Source organism: Kistimonas asteriae (assembly GCF_018263925.1).
In the GTDB taxonomy this organism is placed as follows: Bacteria; Pseudomonadota; Gammaproteobacteria; order Pseudomonadales; family Endozoicomonadaceae; genus Kistimonas; species Kistimonas asteriae.
In genome coordinates this window covers 323,197-342,546 of record NZ_JAEVHF010000001.1, presented here as the reverse complement: position 1 = coordinate 342,546, position 19,350 = coordinate 323,197, and the positions used below count along the sequence as shown (strand labels likewise).

Here is a 19,350-nt window from a genome sequence, read left to right as displayed (position 1 = left end):
GAGGGCGGGCAGGCACACGGGCCTGCCCGAAAGGCGTTGAAATCAGGCGTTGTTGACCGCTTTCTTGGTGCTATCCATGCCAAAGTTGTCCGCCAGGGTACCGGCTTCTGCCGGATCACTCTTGAGCGCGTAATCCTTCGGCGGTTCGACCATATCCGACGTTTTTTCGTCGCTCTTACCTGAGAGCAGGGTGTTGCTGCCCAGCAGGGCATCGTTCAGGCGCTGGCGGGTCAGTTCATCGGTGCACAGATCATTGGCGCTGGCGGCCATATGCTCATGCACGTCGCGATAGCTTTCCGTCATGCGGTTGACCAGGTGCGCGGTGGTGCTGAAATGATCCGCGACTTTTTCCTTGTATTCATTGAGTTCGGCTTCGGCCTTGTCCAGTTGCTTGCGCAGCTGGCTGCTCCCGGTGCGGGAACCACCCAGGAGGTGATTGATGACCATTCCCATCACCAGGCCGGTAAAAAAGGCCAGTCCACCCGTCATCCACAACAAGTTCGCTGTTTCCAAAATAAGCCTCTTTGATTCATCAGTAGTTCCCGGCTGAGACTCTAACTTATAATCTTTTACCCCTGCTGTATAGAGCGGGGCGGTTACCATCTGTGGCAAATTGTTGCCACTATTGATACAGGCCGGTAAAGTGTCGCGCCTGCGAAGCCAGGGCTTGGAGGCCTGTCGCAGGCCGTGCAGTAGTCAGAAGAAACATCAGCGCAGGGAATACAATGACACCCAGTGAGCGGACACCTATTGAGCGTTATCGTCTGGATCTCCAGCGGGAGGGTTTTGTCCATGACAAGGCCCAGGAAAACGCGGTGCACCATCTTCAGCGGCTTTATGATGACCTGCTGGCCGCGGATGCGCGTCAGTCATCCGGCCTGAAACGCCTCGTTTCAAAACTGCAGCGACGCCAGCCCGAGCCTTTGCAGGGACTCTATTTCTGGGGCGGTGTGGGTCGGGGCAAGACGTATCTTGTGGATACCTTTTTCGACAGTCTGCCATTTCCCGACAAGATGCGAACCCATTTCCACCGGTTCATGCGACGGGTGCATGATGAGCTGAAATCCCTGGACGGTGAAAAGAACCCTCTGGTGATTGTGGGGCAGCGGCTGGCCGCAGAAGCCAGAATCATCTGTTTTGATGAGTTTTTCGTTTCCGATATTACCGATGCCATGATCCTGGCCGGTCTTTTGGAGCAACTGTTCCAAAATGGCGTCACGCTGGTGGCAACCAGCAATATCGTACCGGATGAGTTATACAAGGATGGTCTTCAGCGAGCCCGATTCCTGCCGGCGATAGCGTTGTTAAACCGGTATACCGAGGTCGTCAATGTCGACAGTGGCGTGGATTACCGGTTGCGGGTGTTGGAACAGGCGCAGATTTACCACCACCCGCTCGACGAAACCGCAAGGGACAGTCTGCATGACAGTTTCTGTAAGCTGGTGGCGGACAGTGCCCATATCCAGGAAGGGCGAGTGCTGGAGATTGAAGGGCGTCCGATCCGGACGATCCGGGTCTGTGATGATATCGGCTGGTTCACATTTGTTGCCCTCTGTGATGGCCCGCGGAGCCAGAATGACTATATTGAACTGGCCAGGGAATTTCATACCGTATTGATTGAGCAGGTGCCGCAGCTGAATGGCAGTATGGATGATCAGGCGCGGCGCTTTATCAATCTGGTGGATGAGTTCTATGATCGGGGGGTGAATCTGATTATGTCAGGTGAAACGGCGCTGGAATCCCTGTATCGCGATGGACGACTGGAGTTTGAGTTCAAACGGACGTTGAGCCGATTGCAGGAAATGCAATCCCGTGAATACCTGGCCAGACCCCATAATCCCTGAAGTCTGGCAGGATGAATAATCATCAATACTTGCTGAAAACCAATTTATGACCTCTGACAGCCTCTCATTGAATCCGGAACAGCACAGTGCGCTGGCCGGCCTGTTCAAACAGTTGGGGGATGAAGGCCGGCTGAAGCTAGTGCTGGCCTGCATGGTCGAGCCCCAGCCGGTTGCCCGCTTATCGGAGCTGGCGGGCATGTCCCAGTCGCTGACCAGCCATCACCTCAAAGGGCTGCGTGATGCCCGTATTCTTAAGGCCTGCCGCCAGGGTAAACAGGTGCTCTACACGCTGGATGATGACCATATTCGGTGTGTTCTTAATGACTTGATCCAGCATGTTCGGGAGTGATGACCGGCGGATCGTTACCTGTTGGGCATTGTTACCGATCAATATGAAGCTTAAAACCGGTTGCCTTACCCGATAAATAAATTATAATTCATATGAATTATAATTTATCTGTGGAGGGTGTAATGATGTCATGCTGCTCAAACCATCGTTGTAATACGCATGTTGGCACCATGGATACTACGCAGGCTGCTCCTACGGTCAAAAGCTGTTGCCTGCAGGCCTCGGAAGACGTAACAGCGTGCTGTGCTTCGGGTGCTGAATCCGGAGGGGCCAGTGCTTCCAGCGCCCGTTGTGCGGAAGAGGATGAAGAAGGCGACAGTCCACCTTCCCGCCATACCTGGACGATTAGCGGCATAGATTGCCCCAGCTGTATCAGCAAGGTAGAAACCGCCCTCCATCGTTTGGATGGCCTGATCAAAGCGCACATTACCTTTGCTACCCTCCGTCTTACTGTTGATTTTGACGTCTCCCGCCTGAACCTCTCCCAGATTGAAGCCGCCGTGACCGGGTTGGGGTATGGATTATCCGGCGTTAACGACCGTACTGCTTCCAAGTCTTCTCTCACTGACCGAATGCGGCAGCATCATCAATTGCTGATTCTGGCAGGGTTGATGGTTGCGGGTGGTCTCAGCCGGCTGGTGGTGCCGGAATGGGGAGCCTGGGCATTCTGGCCTGCGGCGCTTTTGGGGTTGTTCCCGATCATGCAGGGCGTGCTGCGCCAGGCCGGGCGCGGCAATTTTTTTGGCATGGAAACCCTGATGACGGTTGCCGTTATCGGCGCACTGGCATTAGGGGAGAGTTTCGAAGCGGCCATGGTGGTGTTTCTCTTCATGATCGGGGAGAAGCTGGAGAGCCTGGCGGCTGATCGGGCACGCAGCGGCGTCAAGTCGCTGATGGCGCTCACGCCGGATACGGCCATCCTGATCCGTGGTGAGGAGCGACAGGAGGTCATGGCAGATAGTCTCCGGCCGGGAGATGTTATCGAGATTCGGCCGGGTGATCGTTTGCCTGTGGACGCAGAATTGCTTACCGAGGCGGGCAGTTTCGATGAGAGTGCGCTGACCGGTGAATCACTGCCCGTTGAACATGTTGGCGGTGACCGGATCCTGGCCGGCAGTCTGGCCACGGATCGGCTGGTGCAACTGCGAGTTCAATCCGAGCCGGGCGAGAATGCCATCGATCGCATTTTGACCCTGATTGAAGAGGCGGAAGCCCATAAGGCGCCGGTCGAGCGATTCATTGACCGGTTCAGCCGCTGGTATACCCCGTTGATGATGGTCGTAGCTGGGCTGGTGATTGTATTGCCACCGTTGTTGGTCGGGCAGCCCTGGGATGTCTGGGTCTATCGTGGCCTTGCACTCTTGCTGATAGCCTGCCCCTGTGCGCTGATTATTTCGACACCCGCCGCCGTCACATCGGCGCTGGCGGCAGCGACCCGCAAAGGCATTCTGATCAAGGGCGGCGCAGCGCTTGAGCAATTGGCCAGTATTCGCCAGGTGGCGTTTGATAAAACCGGTACATTGACGCTGGGTAAACCTGAAGTCACGGCGGTGGTCAGTTTTGGGGCGTCAGAAGTCGAATGGTTGCCCCTGGTAGCGGCTGTTGAAAAAGGCACGAGCCATCCACTGGCGCTGGCTATACTGGCGGAGGCGGAGCGTCGCGGTATCCGTGTCGGGCTTGCCGATGAGATTACCGTACTGGCCGGGCATGGCGTTCACGGTGTTGTAAAGGGGCAGAGTATTCGAGTGGGTTCCCCTACTGCCATGGCTGAGATTGTGACGCGTTTACCGGCTATCGAAGCAGAGATCGTTCGCCTTGAAGAATTGGGTAATACCGTTGTTTGTGCCTCAGTGGATGGCGAACTTGTCGGTTTGCTGGCGCTGAGTGATACGCTGCGCAGCGATAGTGGTGATGCGATTGAACGCCTGCAGGGTATTGGCGTCGGGAGTGTCATGCTGACTGGGGATAATCCCCGGGCCGCCAGGGCTATTGCCAGTCAGCTTGGGATGGGTTTTCGTGCCGGGCTGTTGCCGGAAGACAAGGTCAATGCGGTTCGTGCATTGCAGGTGTCCGCACCGGTTGCCATGGTCGGAGACGGCATCAATGATGCGCCGGCACTTCGAACGGCCGATATCGGGATTGCCATGGGTAAGGGCTCCGATGTCGCGCTTGAAACGGCGGATGCCGCACTGACCCATGACCGTGTGCGCGAAGTCGCGGATGTTATCAGCCTGTCGCGTCATGCGATGGCCATTATCCGGCAAAATATTGCACTTGCGCTGGGGCTCAAGGCCATTTTCCTGGTGACCAGTCTTATGGGGGTAACCGGCTTGATGGTGGCGGTTCTGGCTGACAGTGGCGCCACGGCGCTGGTGACGGCCAATGCGTTGCGGTTGTTGCGAAAGGGTAAAGACTGAGTCTTTACCCGCGTTGAATCTACTTTCGGGAATGGGTGACAGGGAGGTTGTTTTTCTTGAATACCTGGGATCATCCTTGATGAAAAACGTTGTTTTTGCGGTCATCAGTAGCCTGCTGTTCAGTGTTTCTGCTGTTGCTGACACTCCAGCGCTGTTGCACTTTGATCAACAGTCTATTGCAGAGTCTCAGTTGTCACCCTGGGTGCAGCAGTCGCTTTATGAAATCCGTCGTGAGGCCTGGGAGAGTGAGCGGGCATTGCTTGAGCGGGGGGCTCTGGAACTACATGTTCAGAAACAGGCCAAGGCACAGGGCAAGACAACCGATGAAATACGATCGGCGCTGTTAACCATAAAGCCGGTTTCTGACGGGGAGATTCAGGCGTTTTATGAGAATTACCGCGATCATATTCAGGCGCCTTTGAATGAAGTGAGGGATGCCATCCGCGAGCAGCTGGAAAGTATTCGTGAGCAGCAGCAAATGGCTGCCGTCATGGAGAAGCTCCGACAGGAGAGTGGTCTGAAGGTGCTTGTTCCGGAACCGAAAGCCCCCGTCTTTGATTTGCCCATGGCTGGTTATCCTGTCAAGGGGAAGCCGGATGCCCCATTCACGCTGGTTGAATTCGCTGATTACCGGTGTCCCTACTGCAAGAAGGGCGCAGAGATGGTTAACCGTCTTATGGAAGCCTTTCCCGATAGCCTGAAGGTGTATTATGTGGACTTCCCTGTGGTGGATCTGGCCTCCGGCATATCAACCACCGTCATGCGCGGCGCTTGGTGTGCCGGGCAGCAGGATAAATACTGGGATTATCACACGCTCGCCTACGCGCAACAGGGATCATTGTCCAAAAATGCGCCCGGAACCATTGCGGCAAAACTGGGTTTGAATACCCGGGTGTTTGAAGCCTGTATGGCATCGAAGGAATCAGAGCGTTCAGTGGAAAAAGCAACAGCCTTTGGTCGCCAATACGGCGTATCCAGCACGCCGACGTTTTTTCTGAATGGAAAAAGACTGTCGGGTGCGGATATTGAAAACCAGATTCGGGGCCTGCTTAGCCAGTCGAAATCATCCTGAGCGGGGATTAATCCGGCTGACTATAAATTGACTGCCCTGCCACCGGGATGCCAGCCGGAGCCCAGGTGTTCCGGCCCCGGGGGCAGACGGAGAGGCTGTCAAACAGACACTGATTATCTTCAATGATTCGGATATGGCTGAAACGGTCGCTGTTGCAGTAATCCGGAAAGGTGGCGCAGAGCAGGCACTGGATCAGGTTTTTCAGAGACTGGTTGAGGCCATCAAGAATCATGCTGCAGCGAATCAGGCCGATGTCTTCGGACTGGTCAGCCAGCTCAATGGCGGTCTGGCGCTGCATCGCGTCCATCTGCTGCCGCAAAAAGTGCAGCGCCAGAAGGGTTACCTGTTTCCGGTCCCCCGGCTGGCGGGTAACGGTGAATGCCCCGTGATAACTCAGGTCAGACAATTCCACACCGTGCTGGATACTGGCTTCTGTCGCAGCGCCATTACCCGCGTTGTTTTTCTCCGTAATATGGGTGTGCAGGGCAATAATGGCGTCGGTGATGGGGGGGAGAACCAGGGTTTTGAGAAAACCGTTCATCTGGGTGGCGTGCCACTGGCCGGTTTCATCCAGTGTGTCGAGCACCAGGCGGCCGTCGCCCTGCCGGAGGTACTGGATGTTCTGCATGAGTTGATCACGGAAACCATCACATAGCAGGTTCATGCCATCCTGGGCGGGTGCATCGGGCTGATTCAGGGCATTCTTACTGTCCGACATGATGCTGTGTCCTCCTGCGTTCTGGTTGTGATTATGCGTTGGCGCCGGTACTTGTACATCTGTGCTATGCGCGCGTTATTTCGCATGCATACTGGCGCCATTGTTTGTATTGCTAATCATATCGGCATCGGCGGCCGGAATAATAAAACATTACTGTCAGGTGGCCTGACAAAGCCCCAGTTCGATGGCTTCCGTCACTCTATAGAATCCCACCGCGCTTGTCAGTGATGTTAACTGCCTGCTTATCGTGACTGACGCTTTTGGGCTGTACGGACACATATTACCTAACCGGCAGTATAGAGGGCTTGACAGCATCGGTGGCAACACTTAGCCTCGCGACATGGCGCTGATTTGTATTTCGGCTTGCGGGCGCATTATAAATATCGCTAAAGAGAAAGGTTGACGACGGGATTCGTAAAAACCACTCTCTGGGCAGAGTGGTTTTTTATGCCCGAACCGGCCTCCATACCGGTTAGGCTTCTTCTCTTTTAGCGCCGCAGGACGAGCAGTATGCGGAGCTGAAATGATCGAACTCAGACAGATAACAAAACAGTTTGGTCAGGGCGCATCAGCGGTGCGAGCCCTTGACTCAATCTCCCTTCATGTACCGGAAGGCTGCATTTATGGTGTGGTCGGCTCCAGTGGTGCCGGTAAAAGTACCCTGATCCGTTGTGTGAATCTGCTGGAGCGTCCAACCTCCGGCCAGGTGATCGTTGCGGGCAAGGACCTGACTGCCATGGCCGAGAGTGACCTGCGCCAGGCGCGTCGGCATATCGGCATGATTTTCCAACATTTTAACCTGCTTTCCAGCCGTACGGTGTTTGGCAATATCGCGCTGCCGCTGGAATTGGCCGGCATGTCCAGCGCCGAGATCGAAAAAACCGTTCAGCCACTGTTGGAGCTGACAGGGCTCAGCGATAAGCGCAACAGCTATCCGTCCCAGTTGAGTGGTGGCCAGAAGCAGCGGGTCGCCATTGCCCGGGCGCTGGCCAGCAGTCCCCGTGTGCTGCTCTGCGATGAGGCAACCTCGGCGCTGGATCCGGCGACCACCGTAGCCATCCTCAACCTGCTGAAAGACATCAATCGCAAGCTGGGGCTCACAATCCTGATGATTACCCATGAAATGGATGTGGTGAAATCCATCTGTGACCGTGTGGCCATTCTCAGCCAGGGACAGCTGATTGAAGAGAATGACGTTGAGCAGTTCTTTTTGAGTCCGAAAACAGAGCTCGCCCGTGAGTTTGTGCGGACGGCCATCCATGAGAAGCGACCTAATGATTTGGAATCCGGCTTTCAAACGGAGCCTGCGCCTGGGGCACGACCGGTTATTCGCATCACCTTTGTCGGTCGCACGGTAGGTCAGCCCCTGATCACTAAGGCATCTCGCCAGTTTGGGGTGGACTTCAGCATCATGCAGGCGGATATCGAGACCGTAAACGGCAAAAGTATGGGATTCCTCATGGTGGAACTGTTCGGTTCTGAGGCAGCGGTTGATGAGGCGATTAAATATCTCCGGAGCCAGGAGGTTAGCGTGGAGGTGGTAGGTTATGTCCATTAATGCCTGGTTGATGCTCGGGGAGGCGCTCTGGGAAACGTTCTACATGGTGGCCGTGGCCGGTGCTCTCAGTTTTGTCTTTGGCATTCCGTTGGGAGTGTTGCTCCATGTGAGCCGGCCCGGGAAAATCATGGAAAGTCGGGTCCTGAACCAACTGCTGGGTGGCGTGGTGAATGCCGGGCGTTCTATCCCGTTTATCATTCTGATGGTGGCGATTGTTCCCTTCACCCGCTTGTTGGTGGGGACTTCCATTGGCACCAGCGCAGCCATTGTGCCGCTGACGATTGCGGCGATTCCCTTTGTCGCACGAATCGTTGAAGGTGCGCTGAACGAGGTGCCGGCCGGATTAGTGGAAGCCGCCCAGAGCATGGGGGCCTCACCCATGCAGATTATTAGCCGTGTCCTGTTGCCCGAGGCACTGCCCGGGCTGATCCATGGCATGACACTGACCCTGGTGACGCTGGTGGGGTATTCTGCCATGGCGGGCGCTATTGGCGGTGGCGGTCTGGGTGATCTCGGGATTCGTTATGGTTATCAGCGGTTTGACGGCGTCATCATGCTGGCAACCGTGGTGGTATTGATCGTGCTGGTTCAATTGATCCAGTGGGCAGGTGAAAGCCTGCAGGCCCGGTTTGAGCACAAACAGGCCTGATTGATTCCGGCAAGGCTTCATTGCGTGCCGGGTTATGTATAACAACGTGCGATGGCGCACGGTATAAAGCACTGTAGTCAGGAGGCGTTCGATGGTACCTGTAGTGAAATCGGTCAGTAAGTGGTTGGCGGCAGCCGTTGCCTGTACGGGATTGGTCCTGGCTGGTTGTAGCAGTGAGAGTGGTGATACCGCACTGAAAATTGGTGTGATCGCGGGTCCGGAGGCCGACCTGATGCGTACGGCCGCAGATGAAGCAAAGCAGACGTATAACCTGGACGTAGAACTGGTGGAATTCCAGGATTACGTTGCGCCCAACATTGCCCTGTCCGACGGCAGCATTGATATCAATGCTTTCCAGCACAAACCCTATCTGGATCGTATGGTCAATGATCGTGGCTTTAAGCTGGAAGTTGTGGGCAATACCTTCGTATACCCCATTGGTGCTTATTCCCGGACGTTGACCAGTCTGGAAGACTTGCCTAATGGCTCCAAAGTGGCGATTCCCAACGATCCCAGTAATGAAGGCCGCACCCTGCTTCTGATGCATAAAGCGGGCTTGGTGACCCTCAAGGATCCGTCCAACCTGGAAGCAACCCCGGTTGATATCATCGATAATCCCCATGACTTGAGCTTCATTGAGCTGGATGCCGCCCAGCTGCCCCGTTCACTGGATGACGTTGATCTGGCGTTCATCAATTCCACCTATTCTGTTGCGTCCGGCCTGCTGCCGACCCGGGATTCACTGCTGATGGAGGATAAGGACTCGCCTTATGTCAATATCATCGTTTCCCGCCAGGACAACCGTCAGGATCCCCGTATCGCGCAGTTGGTGGCTTCCTTCCAGTCTGAAGCGGTAGAAAAGAAAGCTGAGGAATTGTTCAAAGGCGGCGCCGTTCAAGGCTGGCGCTGAGCATTGAGATGAATGAAAAGCCCTGTTCCGTTTAGGCGCAGGGCTTTTTTTATGGTTCAGTGATCAGACAGTGTTTTGGTGACCATTGACCGTATCGCCTGGCTGACGGTTACGAGGCCATCTTCATCCACATACGGTCCATGCCCGGAGGGCAGGAAGCGCAAGTCCACCCGTGACGGGTCAATACCCGGACGTGAAAGCACATACTCAATGGCCCGGAACGGAATCTGCAGGTCATAGAGCCCGGCCAGCGCCAGGATACGGAGTTGGCGCTGAGCCATCATGCTGGTGGTCATGTCGTCGATTACCGCATTCATGGTGTCACCGGTCAACTGTTGCCAGTCTCCCAGTATTTTCGGATTAAAGCTGACATAGGGCTGTTCCTTTTCCGGCTTCAACTCGGTGTAGAGGTACTCGTTGAACAGTGGGATGTAGGTCTGGTTGATCAGGATGATGGGGTTGATCAGGGTGCGGGCACCGGTGTAGGCCTCAAAGGGGATGTGAAACCGGCTGTCTTTCAATGCCGGGATAATCTGGGCATTGCGCAGGGTGCTTTCAATGAAATCAGTGGGTGATGGGCAGTAACCGTACACCTGGAAATCCTGCTCGGTCATACCGGTATAGCGAACCAGTGACTGGGGCAGGTTGTCTGGATACTGATGGTGGCTATGATGCCCATTGATCATGGCCGGCAGGTAGGTGCTGTCACTGAAGCTTTTCAGGGTGTTCAGAAAGTGGTCAAGGTTGAGGTTTTTTTCTGCAGACAACCCATGGTAGCGCGCGGTTACTGCATAGGACTGCAGGTTCCAGTTACAGCACAGGGCGTCAATGTTGTCGGTACAGCTGTAGAACAGGTGAGGCGCCAACAGAATCATTCCGGAAACCGGCAGACCCTGCTGGATCAGCTCTCGTGTGACTTTGACGGCACGGGCGGCGCCATAGCTTTCTCCCAGCACAAAGCGTGGCTGACGCCAGAGGTTGTAGCGTTTGACGTATTGGCTGATGGTGTCAGCCAGTACTTTGGCATCGCGGTCGCTGTTGAAGTAATACTGCAGGTTGTCCTTGTCCGTGGAACCGGAATACCCGGTACCCGGCGGATCAATCAGGACGATGTCCATCAAGTCCAGCAGACATTCCGGGTTGTCTTCGAGGCTTGCCGCCAGAGGGTCACCGGTATCCGGGCAGTTCTGGAGATTGATCCGTTTTGGCCCCAGCAGGCCCATGTGAAGGGTCATGGCCGATGCGCCAGGACCCCCGCTCCAGGCAAATAGTGTGGCCCGGCGGGTTGGATCGCTTAAATCAGTGTCATTGGGGGTACGGCTATAGCGCCAGGCATGAATGTCCACGGCGGGTCGCATGCCCTGTGCTGCAATGGCGAAGGATTCCAGTGTTACCTGGTAAGCAACCTCTTGGCCGCCACAGCGGGTATAGCGTACGGCGACTTCTTTTTCTGTTGGTTTCTCCGTGTCTGCAATCGTCTCTGATTGATAGAAACACAATAACAGTATCAGGCTGGCTGCAGCCATTGCTGGCAGATGCATCAATGAAGACCTCACGGATTGTATGAAGACGAATGGAGTAAAGGCGCCCTTGTTGAGAAAACCTGTGGCATGAGCACCGGAACAGCTTAGTTCAGCACGGGTGGTTTGCTCTTCATCGTAAGAAATTCGGGGAATATGCTGAACCCCACTGTCCGGCAGGCAGGGATGCCGATATGATCCGGGGTGGAGGCCACCTCCGACCATGCCAGCAGGGTCTGGCAGGAATAATAAACATAACTCATAAAATGGAAGTCATAAGTCGTTTATGAAAAAAAGCACGCTCGCATCTGACGGATTGCTCATACTGACCGCGGCCATCTGGGGGCTGGCGTTTGTCGCCCAGCGTGTCGGGATGGACCATTTGGGACCCTATGCTTTCAATGCCATTCGCTTTTTTGTCGGCGCCTGTTCGCTGCTGCCGGTGATTGTCTGGCTGCGACGACGGGAGCCGGGTGGCAGCCTGGTTATCAGCCGGTCGCTGATACTGGGAGGGATGGCGATGGGGGTGCTACTGTTCGCGGGCGCATCACTGCAGCAGGTGGGGCTGCTGTATACGACGGCGGGTAATGCGGGCTTCATTACCGGACTCTATATTGTTCTGGTGCCAGTGATTGGACTGTTGTGGGGACAGAAAACCGGTTTGAACACCTGGGTGGGTATGTTGCTTGCGATGGTCGGACTCTACCTGCTCACCATGCATGGAGATGTCACCCTGAACAAGGGGGATATGCTGATGTTAGTCGGGGCGTTGTTCTGGGCACTGCATGTGTTGCTGATCGGCTGGCTGGCGCCCAGGCATAGTGGTTTGTTGCTGGCGGTGATTCAGTTTCTGACCTGTGCCGGACTCAGTCTGGCTGTTGCACTGCCTACTGAGGATATCACCATGACTGGGGTCAAGGGCGCCTGGGCGGCTATTGCCTTTGCCGGTGTGATGTCGACCGGTGTTGCCTATACCCTGCAGATCATTGCCCAGAAAAATGCACCGGCGGCCCATGCGTCCATCATCCTCAGCCTGGAAGCGGTATTTGCGGTACTGGGCGGCTGGCTATTGCTGGATGAAACCGTGACACTGCAAACCCTGGCGGGTTGCGCTGTCATGTTGTCTGGTATGTTGCTTTCGCAGATCAATATTCGCCTGTTGAGGCGATGGCTGAGCAAAACGCCAGCCGCCTCGTCAGCCGGTTGATCAGTTAAAGTAGTTTTGCAGTTTCTCTGCTGAGAGCGATGGGCTGCCCTTGCCATTGGCATGGGCGGCCCGCATCAGTCGAGTAATGGTCTGGTTGGCAGGCGTGGCGACACCGATCTTTTCACCCAGGCGAATGACCGCGCCATTGATGTAATCCACTTCCGGTTCCCGTCCCCGCTGCAGGTCTTCCCACATGGAGGAGCGGGCATTGTCATCCATCTTCAGCATGGCGCCGGCCACTTTGATGAATAACGGGTCGGGTAGTGTCAGGATCAGTGGTAGCAGGTTTGGGATCACTTTACCCGTTTTTGCCGGTCGGATATTGGCTACGCGCAACACGGTCAGTGTTTCACGGATGCACGTCGCCAGCACTCTGCGGTAGGCCTGCTGGGCGAGCTGCTGTCTTAACGGCAGGCCTGACAGTGCGTTAATGGCGTTATTCAGGTTGAGCAGTAATTTACCCCAGAGAATGCTGCTGATATCCCTGTGGGTTTCGGTCGTTAGTCCGGCCCGCTCCAGCGCCTGTTGAAGCGGCAGTGTCTCAGGAGACTCCTGCAGTATGAGCGTGCCGTCTGTGCCACGGTGAAATGCGGTTTTATCCATCCTCAGGATGTTGAAGGGTACCATGCCGCCCGTTACCTTGTAGCCAGGCAGCAGGCGTCGCAGGATTGCCGTGTTCTCGATACCGTTTTGCAGGCTGATAATGGTTGGGAAATGACTGCAATGATCCCGAATGGTGCGACCGGCGGACTCGGTGTTACGGCTCTTGACGGTGACCAGAATCAGGTCGGCATCCGATAAGATGGCAGGATCCGTGCTGAAGGTGATCTGTTCTGCAGGAATGTGGGTTTCAGTGCCTTCCAGTTCGGTCAGTTGCAGGCCGGAAGTCTGAATCGCTTTCTGAAGGTCAGGACGGCCATAAAAAATGACCTCGTAACCGGCAGCGACCAGTTTGCCGCCGATGAAACAGCCGATAGATCCGGCTCCGAATATCGCAATGCGTGACGTCATGTCGTGTTTCTCTGTCAGATCCGTTGTTCATTGCTGCAGCGATTACAGCCATCTGCCGGCAACCGGGATGATGCGTTATTTTCGTCTATCGACATACAGGCGTCATTCAGCCTAGCAGGATTCTTCCTGTGATGTCACCTTCAGGATGGTCGCGACCGCTATAGCGCCGACGACTCTTCCATCGGTGGAACCATCACTGTGACCGGTACGCCTTCAGCGCTGGTAAAGGTAACAATCACGTCACAGGGGGTGGTGCTGACACAGCGACCGTTGTGAGGAATTTTTACAATTTCATAAATGGCTTCCCCGGTTTCGTAACGATTTTTTCGACCATTTTCCAGGGTGACTTCCATCGTACCCGCGAGCACAAAGCCATACCCCGGCAGAGGGTGATAGTGCCAGCCGGTCTCGCCACCGGGAAGTGTCTTGATTCTGAGCGTTTTTACCTGTGGATGCTCGGTGAGAGGATACTGAATGGGTTTTCCATCGTCCGTGACACTTTGCTCTTTGACGGTTTCAACCTGCAACCTGCCTCCATAGGGTTTGTCATCGGATGCGGCATAAGTCACAGTGCTGCCAATGACCATAAACAGAGGGAGCAGGGGTTTAATCATGATGACAATCCTTGGTATGAAGCGTATGAATCCAATCAATCATAGACGCTGGTTCTGGCATCACGATTGTTTAGTGCGTATTTTTAACAATCAAGGACGATAGATAATGTAACCGGCAGACAGCGTCGGTTAACCCGGATAACCGGTTCAGGTGAGGCGGACAATGACACTGGCAATTTTTTCACAACTTGGCTCAGGGTATGCGACGGAAAAGGCCTTTACGGCTGTCGCGGGTGATGGGGCAATGCCCGGTGATGGCGATCTGTTGATCGTATCCTCACCGATTGATGGCAAGGGCCTGACCCGGGGGAAGATGGCCAGTGAACAACAGGTCAATAGTGTCATTTTGCAAGCGCAGAGCGCGTTTGAGCGTCTGCGAACACTGCCTGCCCCGGTTCGGGGGGAGTTTGTCCGACGCATTGGCGAAGTAGCCCGTGCACATAAAGAGGCGCTGGCTGAAGTGATCAGCCTGGAAGTCGGGAAAATTACCCAGGAAGCCCTCGGTGAGGTGCAGGAATGGATTGATATCTGTGATTTTGCCACTGGGCTTTCCCGCCAGCTCTACGGTTTGACCATTGCCAGTGAACGACCGGGGCACCGGATGATGGAGCAGTGGCACCCGCTGGGGCCGGTGGCGGTCATTACCGCGTTTAACTTTCCCATGGCGGTCTGGGCCTGGAATGCCATGTTGGGGATTGTCTGTGGTAATTCGATTATCTGGAAACCCTCAGAGAAAACGCCCCTGTGCGCGCTGGCGGTTCAGGCTGTGGTCGATAAGGTACTGGACGGCATGCCGGAAATCCCGCGGTCGGTCTCAACAGTAGTGATTGGTGATCGGGACACCGGAGAGCAACTGAGCGCAGACAGCCGGATTCCGCTGGTATCGGCCACGGGTTCGATTCCCATGGGGAAAAAGGTCGCACAGACAGTGGCTGGCAGACTGGGTCGCTCACTGCTGGAGCTCGGCGGTAATAATGCGATGATTCTGGCACCCTCGGCAGACCTTGATCTTGCACTTCGTGCGATCGTTTTCTCGGCGGTAGGTACCGCCGGGCAGCGTTGTACGACATTGCGTCGGTTGATCTGCCATAGCGCGTTAGCCAACAAGGTCTGTCACCGGTTAGTCAAAGCCTACCAGACATTACCGATTGGCAACCCAAGGGATGCCGGTACGCTGGTTGGCCCCCTCATAGATCAGCAGTCCTTTAATGCCATGCAACTGGCGTTGGGTGAAGCCCAGAGAGAAGGCGGACAGGTATTGTTTGGCGGCGATCAGGTCTTGCATGATGTTCCTGCCGGTGGTTTTTATGTGCGCCCTGCCATTGTGAAGATCCGGCATGATGCGCACATCGTCCATCACGAAACTTTCGCACCGATTCTGTATGTCATGGAATATGACGATCTGGACGAAGCCATTGCCATTCATAATGAGGTTCCCCAAGGGCTTTCCTCGGCCATATTCACGGAAAATATGCGGGAAGCAGAACGGTTCCTGTCGCCTGCAGGGTCTGACTGCGGTATCGCCAATGTGAATATTGGCACCTCCGGGGCAGAAATTGGCGGGGCGTTTGGGGGGGAGAAGGAAACCGGTGGTGGCCGGGAATCTGGCAGTGATGCCTGGAAAAACTATATGCGTCGTGCCACTAATACAATCAACTACGGGGGCGAATTGCCGCTTGCCCAGGGTATTGAGTTTGGTTGATAGAAGTCAGCGGGCTCTTAGGGTTTTCTGTTGTTTCCCTAAGAGCCATTAGTGGGGCACTACAGGGTATTTTTATAAATTCTGCCATCCTTCATGATGACTTTCAGATAGCGTTCGGGGTCTTGTAATACAGTGATATCTTCAAGTGGGTTGCCATCCACTATCAGCAAGTCTGCCCGGTAACCTTCTGCCAGAGTGCCTATTTCATCGGACATATTGAACAGTTCTGCCGCCTTCAGGGTGGCGGATTGTATTAGCGAGCTGGCGGGCATGACCTCCCGGCGTATGGCAAACTCCTGCAACTGGGATGTGTGCATGCTGCCCAGCAAATCCGTGCCAAATACAATATTCACATTGGCCTGCCAGGCTGTTTCCAAGGCCTGAATCCCTGCATCCAGTACGCTATAGACTTTCTTCTGCAGTGCTACGGGCATACCCGCTTCCACACCTTCGCGAGCCAGCCGGTCATAGGTCGACAGGGTTGGCACCAGATATGCCTGTTTTTGTTTGAGTAATTCAATCCCTTCCTGCGTTATCAGGTTACCATGTTCAATGGAGCGTACGCCGCACTTTAGTGCCCGCACAATTGCACGGTTAGTATAGGCATGGGCCATCACATAGCGATTAGCCGCTTCTGCTTCCTCAACGGCCGCCTGGATTTCATCCTCGGCGAACTGTGTGCTGGTGATCCGGTCTGTTGGGGACGCGACGCCACCGGAGACCATCAGTTTGATCTGGTGGGCACCTTTACGGATTTCATCACGACAGGCGCGTCGAACCTCCGCGACGCCATCACAGACTTTCCCTAACCCCGCACAGCAAAAGCAGTGGTCAGTGTGTTCATCCCCCGGGAGACGCATGTCACCGTGTCCGCCCGTTTGCGACAGGGCATGTCCGCAAAAGAGCAGGCGGGGGCCGATAAGGAGCCCTTCCTCGATGGCTTGTGCATAGCCAAAATCGGCACCGCCGGCATCCCGTACTGTAGTAAAGCCGCGCATCAACATACCGTTCAGGATACCTGCGGCATGGGCGGTGACGTAGGAAGGTGGCCAGTGGCGCAAGGCGACAAAATCTGGTGTCGCCGCAGTGATATGGACGTGGGCGTCGCAGAGGCCAGGCATGACAACACGCCCTTCCGCATCAAGGGAGATATCCGCTGGTTCGTCGGGAATGACATCGCTGACCGCCGTAATGTGACCATTAGCAATACTCAGGCATTGTTTCGGCAGCAGATGACCGTTCGCTGCATCAAGGATATGGGTATTGATGATGCGAATTGTTGTCACACTCATGCTCCTGCAGGCAGTCAGGTATTCGGATTTATAGGCCGCTCTGCAGGATAGCCTACAGGGGCTGCAGTGTGTTTTTTATCCCCTTATGACCGATAGAGCGAGCACTGGAGTCATGGTTTCACGGTAAAGGCGTGAAATAATACGCAGCGTAAGAACAATAAAAATCACAGAGAGTGTTGCATGGATTTTGATATCAATCTTCTCCTGTTGCTGCTGACACCGCTTTACCTGGTGACGATTGGCGCAGAGTTCTTTTATCTCCGTAAACACAGGAGCCACTTCCCTGAAAGCGCCAACTATTCACTGGCCGATACGGTATCCAATGCCATGCTGGCGGGCATGTATCAGCTGGTGGAAGCACTCACCGGTGTGATGGTCATTGCCGTCTATTATTGGCTGTTTGATGTCCGCTTGTTCGAGATACCCGTGACCGCCTGGTCAATTGCCCTGCTGTTCCTGCTACAGGATTTCTTTTACTACTGGTTTCATCGTGCCTGTCACAATATTCGCTGGATGTGGGCAGCACATGTGGTTCATCACTCATCCGAGAAACTCAATTTCTCCACGGCGTTTCGTCAGAGCCTAATGTACCCGGTCGCTGGCATGTGGGTATTCTGGACGCCGATGGTTATGTTGGGATTTCCGCCGGAAACAGTAATCGCCGTTGTTTTGATGAACCTGTTCTACCAGTTCTTTATTCATACCCAGGTCATTCCTAAACTGGGCTGGTTTGAGTGGATCTTCAATACGCCTGCCCATCATCGGCTGCATCATGCTCGTAATCCGTCGTATATCGACCGGAATTTCGGTGGTATTCTGATCATCTGGGATCGGCTGTTCGGTACCTTTGTTGATGAGAAACCGGGCGAAGCCTGTGAATATGGGATTACCCGCCAGATCTGCTCCCATAACCCCATCACGCTGTCGTTTCATGAATGGCGCGACATGCTGCGCGATGCCTTTGCGCCGGGAAAACGCATGGGCCAGCGCTTGAGGCATCTTTTTGGTTATCCGGACTGGCAGCCTGACGAATCATCGCCTGAACCCTCCCACGCATCGTCACTGGAGAAGGTGGAACCAAGGCTTTAAATCGGTGCGTTGATTGTGCCATTATGAATTCCCTGTGCAGAAACGATGCTGCACTCAGGCTTTAATCATGGGCAGTTTATCCCGATCCGCCGACACTGGGTGATCTGGTGTGAAACTTGCCTATGAGCTCCCTCGGATGACCGTGCGGAGTGCCGGCGGTCATAACAACAATAAAGAAAGCAGGGAACAATCATGAGCAAGACTCTTCTCAAGCAAAGCCTTCTGTCTGTTGCCGTAGCCGGCGCCATGGGTATGGCCAGTGTGGCTCAGGCGGATGTGGTGATAGGGGTTGCCGGTCCCCACACGGGCGCCTACGCGGCCTTTGGTGAACAGCTCTGGAAAGGCGCAGAACAGGCAGCCAAGGATATCAATGCCAAGGGGGGCATTAACGGGGAACTGATCAAACTGGTCAAGGCGGACGATGCCTGTGAGCCTAAACAGGCAGTCTCTGTCGCCAACCGACTGGTGGACTCTGATGGTGCCGATTTTGTCATTGGCCACTTCTGCTCATCATCCAGTATTCCTGCTTCCAAGATCTACGATGAAGCCGGCATCCTGATGATCACGCCTGCATCTACCAACCCTAAACTGACCGAACAGGATTTTGACCAGGTCTTCCGCATCTGTGGCCGGGATGACCAGCAGGGAACCGTTGCCGCTGAACATATTGTCAACGAACTGGGCGCGACCAAGGTTGCCGTGCTGCACGACAAGGACACCTATGGCCAAGGGCTGGCGGACGCCATGAAAGCCCATATGAACAAGCTGGGTGTGAAGGAAGTGCTGTATGAAGGTCTGACTCGTGGTGAGAAAGATTTCAATGCCCTGGTCACCAAGATCCGTTCCAGTAAGGCGGAAGTCGTCTATTTTGGCGGTCTGCACTCAGAGGCTGGCCCGCTGGTACGTCAGATGCGTGAGCAGGGTGTGGAAGCCGAGTTCATCTCCGGTGACGGTATTGTTTCTGAAGACTTCCTGAAGGCTGCCGGTGGCGCCAGCTTTGTCAATGGCGTGCTGATGACCTTCGGTGCCGATCCTCGCCAGATTCCCAATGGCAAGGAAGTGGTCAGCACCTTCCAGAAAGCCGGCTATGAGCCTGAAGGTTACACGCTCTATTCCTATGCGGCGATGCAATCGATCGTCGCAGGTGCAACGGCGGTAGAGAGTACGGATGGCGCCAAGGTGGCGGCCTGGTTGAAGGACAACACCGTCGATACCGTGCTCGGCAAGAAAGCCTTTGATGACAAGGGTGATCTGGAAGTATCCGATTACGTCATGTACCAGTGGGGTACTGACGGTTCTTACGGTCAGCTCTGATCCGGCACAGGGCTTCGGGTAATCCCCGGGGCCCTGGCAGTTATACGACCGGGTGAGACGACCCGTCTATCCGGTAATAACAAT

General features: G+C 54.9%; 17 protein-coding genes and 1 riboswitch. Of the genes, 11 read left to right on the top strand and 6 right to left on the bottom strand.

From position 1 onward, the window contains the following. Window positions 1–42 precede the first annotated feature (42 nt). On the bottom strand, window positions 43–513 hold the full coding sequence (locus tag KHS78_RS01630) for a Z-ring associated ZapG family protein (protein WP_211824550.1): 471 nt from the start codon (window positions 511–513) through the stop codon (window positions 43–45). A 212-nt stretch (window positions 514–725) separates the two neighbouring features. Here KHS78_RS01630 and zapE point away from each other — a divergent pair, with 212 nt between their 5' ends. From zapE to KHS78_RS01610, 4 genes are all read left to right on the top strand, one after another. Then, a complete protein-coding gene (zapE, locus tag KHS78_RS01625) occupies window positions 726–1,844 on the top strand; it encodes a cell division protein ZapE (protein ID WP_211824548.1) in 1,119 nt (372 codons plus the stop codon). 46 nt (window positions 1,845–1,890) lie between these two features. After that, window positions 1,891–2,193: an ArsR/SmtB family transcription factor gene (locus KHS78_RS01620; protein ID WP_211824545.1), complete on the top strand. Its 303-nt coding sequence runs from the start codon at window positions 1,891–1,893 to the stop codon at window positions 2,191–2,193. A 170-nt stretch (window positions 2,194–2,363) separates the two neighbouring features. Continuing rightward, the gene (locus KHS78_RS01615) at window positions 2,364–4,610 is read left to right on the top strand and encodes a heavy metal translocating P-type ATPase (RefSeq protein WP_211824543.1); all 2,247 of its coding nucleotides are present in this window, start codon (window positions 2,364–2,366) and stop codon (window positions 4,608–4,610) included. 79 nt (window positions 4,611–4,689) lie between these two features. After that, window positions 4,690–5,682 carry a DsbA family protein gene (locus KHS78_RS01610; protein ID WP_211824541.1) on the top strand — a complete coding sequence of 331 codons (993 nt, stop codon included), beginning with the start codon at window positions 4,690–4,692 and terminating at the stop codon, window positions 5,680–5,682. A gap of 7 nt (window positions 5,683–5,689) precedes the next feature. On the opposite strand, the gene KHS78_RS01605 is transcribed toward KHS78_RS01610, so the two are convergent. Next, window positions 5,690–6,400 carry a hypothetical protein gene (locus KHS78_RS01605; RefSeq protein ID WP_211824539.1) on the bottom strand — a complete coding sequence of 237 codons (711 nt, stop codon included), beginning with the start codon at window positions 6,398–6,400 and terminating at the stop codon, window positions 5,690–5,692. Window positions 6,401–6,733: 333 nt separating this feature from the next. Beyond that, window positions 6,734–6,811, top strand: a riboswitch (SAM riboswitch). 112 nt (window positions 6,812–6,923) lie between these two features. Here KHS78_RS01605 and metN point away from each other — a divergent pair. The 3 genes from metN (at window position 6,924) to KHS78_RS01590 (ending at window position 9,517) form a co-directional block, all read left to right on the top strand. Then, a complete protein-coding gene (metN, locus tag KHS78_RS01600) occupies window positions 6,924–7,958 on the top strand; it encodes a methionine ABC transporter ATP-binding protein MetN (protein ID WP_211824537.1) in 1,035 nt (344 codons plus the stop codon). Beyond that, on the top strand, window positions 7,948–8,607 hold the full coding sequence (locus KHS78_RS01595) for a methionine ABC transporter permease (protein WP_211824535.1): 660 nt from the start codon (window positions 7,948–7,950) through the stop codon (window positions 8,605–8,607). The genes metN and KHS78_RS01595 overlap by 11 nt, the downstream gene beginning before the upstream one ends. A gap of 91 nt (window positions 8,608–8,698) precedes the next feature. Further along, complete coding sequence (locus tag KHS78_RS01590) at window positions 8,699–9,517, top strand: MetQ/NlpA family ABC transporter substrate-binding protein (RefSeq protein ID WP_211824533.1); 819 nt, start codon at window positions 8,699–8,701, stop codon at window positions 9,515–9,517. Window positions 9,518–9,573: 56 nt separating this feature from the next. Here KHS78_RS01590 and KHS78_RS01585 read toward each other — a convergent pair whose 3' ends face one another. After that, window positions 9,574–11,058, bottom strand: coding sequence for a S10 family serine carboxypeptidase-like protein (locus KHS78_RS01585; protein ID WP_211824531.1), 1,485 nt, complete (start codon window positions 11,056–11,058; stop codon window positions 9,574–9,576). 265 nt (window positions 11,059–11,323) lie between these two features. Here KHS78_RS01585 and KHS78_RS01580 point away from each other — a divergent pair, with 265 nt between their 5' ends. Next, window positions 11,324–12,244, top strand: a complete 921-nt coding sequence (locus tag KHS78_RS01580) for a DMT family transporter (protein ID WP_211824529.1) — start codon at window positions 11,324–11,326, stop codon at window positions 12,242–12,244. Here the strand turns inward: KHS78_RS01580 and KHS78_RS01575 are convergent, their stop codons facing one another. Beyond that, window positions 12,245–13,255, bottom strand: a complete 1,011-nt coding sequence (locus KHS78_RS01575) for a 2-dehydropantoate 2-reductase (RefSeq protein ID WP_211824527.1) — start codon at window positions 13,253–13,255, stop codon at window positions 12,245–12,247. A gap of 158 nt (window positions 13,256–13,413) precedes the next feature. Continuing rightward, window positions 13,414–13,869, bottom strand: a complete 456-nt coding sequence (locus KHS78_RS01570; RefSeq protein ID WP_211824525.1) for a cupin domain-containing protein — start codon at window positions 13,867–13,869, stop codon at window positions 13,414–13,416. Between the two features lie 163 nt (window positions 13,870–14,032). Here KHS78_RS01570 and amaB point away from each other — a divergent pair, with 163 nt between their 5' ends. Continuing rightward, window positions 14,033–15,571, top strand: a complete 1,539-nt coding sequence (amaB, locus tag KHS78_RS01565) for an L-piperidine-6-carboxylate dehydrogenase (protein ID WP_211824523.1) — start codon at window positions 14,033–14,035, stop codon at window positions 15,569–15,571. A gap of 59 nt (window positions 15,572–15,630) precedes the next feature. On the opposite strand, the gene KHS78_RS01560 is transcribed toward amaB, so the two are convergent. After that, complete coding sequence (locus KHS78_RS01560; protein ID WP_246505981.1) at window positions 15,631–16,863, bottom strand: metal-dependent hydrolase family protein; 1,233 nt, start codon at window positions 16,861–16,863, stop codon at window positions 15,631–15,633. A gap of 180 nt (window positions 16,864–17,043) precedes the next feature. On the opposite strand from KHS78_RS01560, the gene KHS78_RS01555 reads away from it, so the two are divergent. Both KHS78_RS01555 and KHS78_RS01550 read left to right on the top strand, forming a co-directional pair. Then, complete coding sequence (locus tag KHS78_RS01555) at window positions 17,044–17,952, top strand: sterol desaturase family protein (RefSeq protein WP_211824519.1); 909 nt, start codon at window positions 17,044–17,046, stop codon at window positions 17,950–17,952. Window positions 17,953–18,144: 192 nt separating this feature from the next. Then, window positions 18,145–19,266, top strand: a complete 1,122-nt coding sequence (locus KHS78_RS01550; RefSeq protein ID WP_211824517.1) for a branched-chain amino acid ABC transporter substrate-binding protein — start codon at window positions 18,145–18,147, stop codon at window positions 19,264–19,266. Window positions 19,267–19,350: the final 84 nt, after the last annotated feature.

Coding starts and splice junctions, on each gene's coding strand:
- KHS78_RS01615 (WP_211824543.1), top strand. CDS start 2,364: ATGGATACTACGCAGGCTGCTCCTACGGTCAAAAGCTGTTGCCTGCAG.
- KHS78_RS01605 (WP_211824539.1), bottom strand. CDS start 6,400: ATGTCGGACAGTAAGAATGCCCTGAATCAGCCCGATGCACCCGCCCAG.
- KHS78_RS01590 (WP_211824533.1), top strand. CDS start 8,699: ATGGTACCTGTAGTGAAATCGGTCAGTAAGTGGTTGGCGGCAGCCGTT.
- KHS78_RS01580 (WP_211824529.1), top strand. CDS start 11,324: ATGAAAAAAAGCACGCTCGCATCTGACGGATTGCTCATACTGACCGCG.
- zapE (WP_211824548.1), top strand. CDS start 726: ATGACACCCAGTGAGCGGACACCTATTGAGCGTTATCGTCTGGATCTC.
- KHS78_RS01610 (WP_211824541.1), top strand. CDS start 4,690: ATGAAAAACGTTGTTTTTGCGGTCATCAGTAGCCTGCTGTTCAGTGTT.
- KHS78_RS01620 (WP_211824545.1), top strand. CDS start 1,891: ATGACCTCTGACAGCCTCTCATTGAATCCGGAACAGCACAGTGCGCTG.
- KHS78_RS01570 (WP_211824525.1), bottom strand. CDS start 13,869: ATGATTAAACCCCTGCTCCCTCTGTTTATGGTCATTGGCAGCACTGTG.
- KHS78_RS01560 (WP_246505981.1), bottom strand. CDS start 16,863: ATGAGTGTGACAACAATTCGCATCATCAATACCCATATCCTTGATGCA.
- KHS78_RS01555 (WP_211824519.1), top strand. CDS start 17,044: ATGGATTTTGATATCAATCTTCTCCTGTTGCTGCTGACACCGCTTTAC.
- KHS78_RS01550 (WP_211824517.1), top strand. CDS start 18,145: ATGAGCAAGACTCTTCTCAAGCAAAGCCTTCTGTCTGTTGCCGTAGCC.
- KHS78_RS01595 (WP_211824535.1), top strand. CDS start 7,948: ATGTCCATTAATGCCTGGTTGATGCTCGGGGAGGCGCTCTGGGAAACG.
- amaB (WP_211824523.1), top strand. CDS start 14,033: ATGACACTGGCAATTTTTTCACAACTTGGCTCAGGGTATGCGACGGAA.
- KHS78_RS01585 (WP_211824531.1), bottom strand. CDS start 11,058: ATGCATCTGCCAGCAATGGCTGCAGCCAGCCTGATACTGTTATTGTGT.
- KHS78_RS01575 (WP_211824527.1), bottom strand. CDS start 13,255: ATGACGTCACGCATTGCGATATTCGGAGCCGGATCTATCGGCTGTTTC.
- metN (WP_211824537.1), top strand. CDS start 6,924: ATGATCGAACTCAGACAGATAACAAAACAGTTTGGTCAGGGCGCATCA.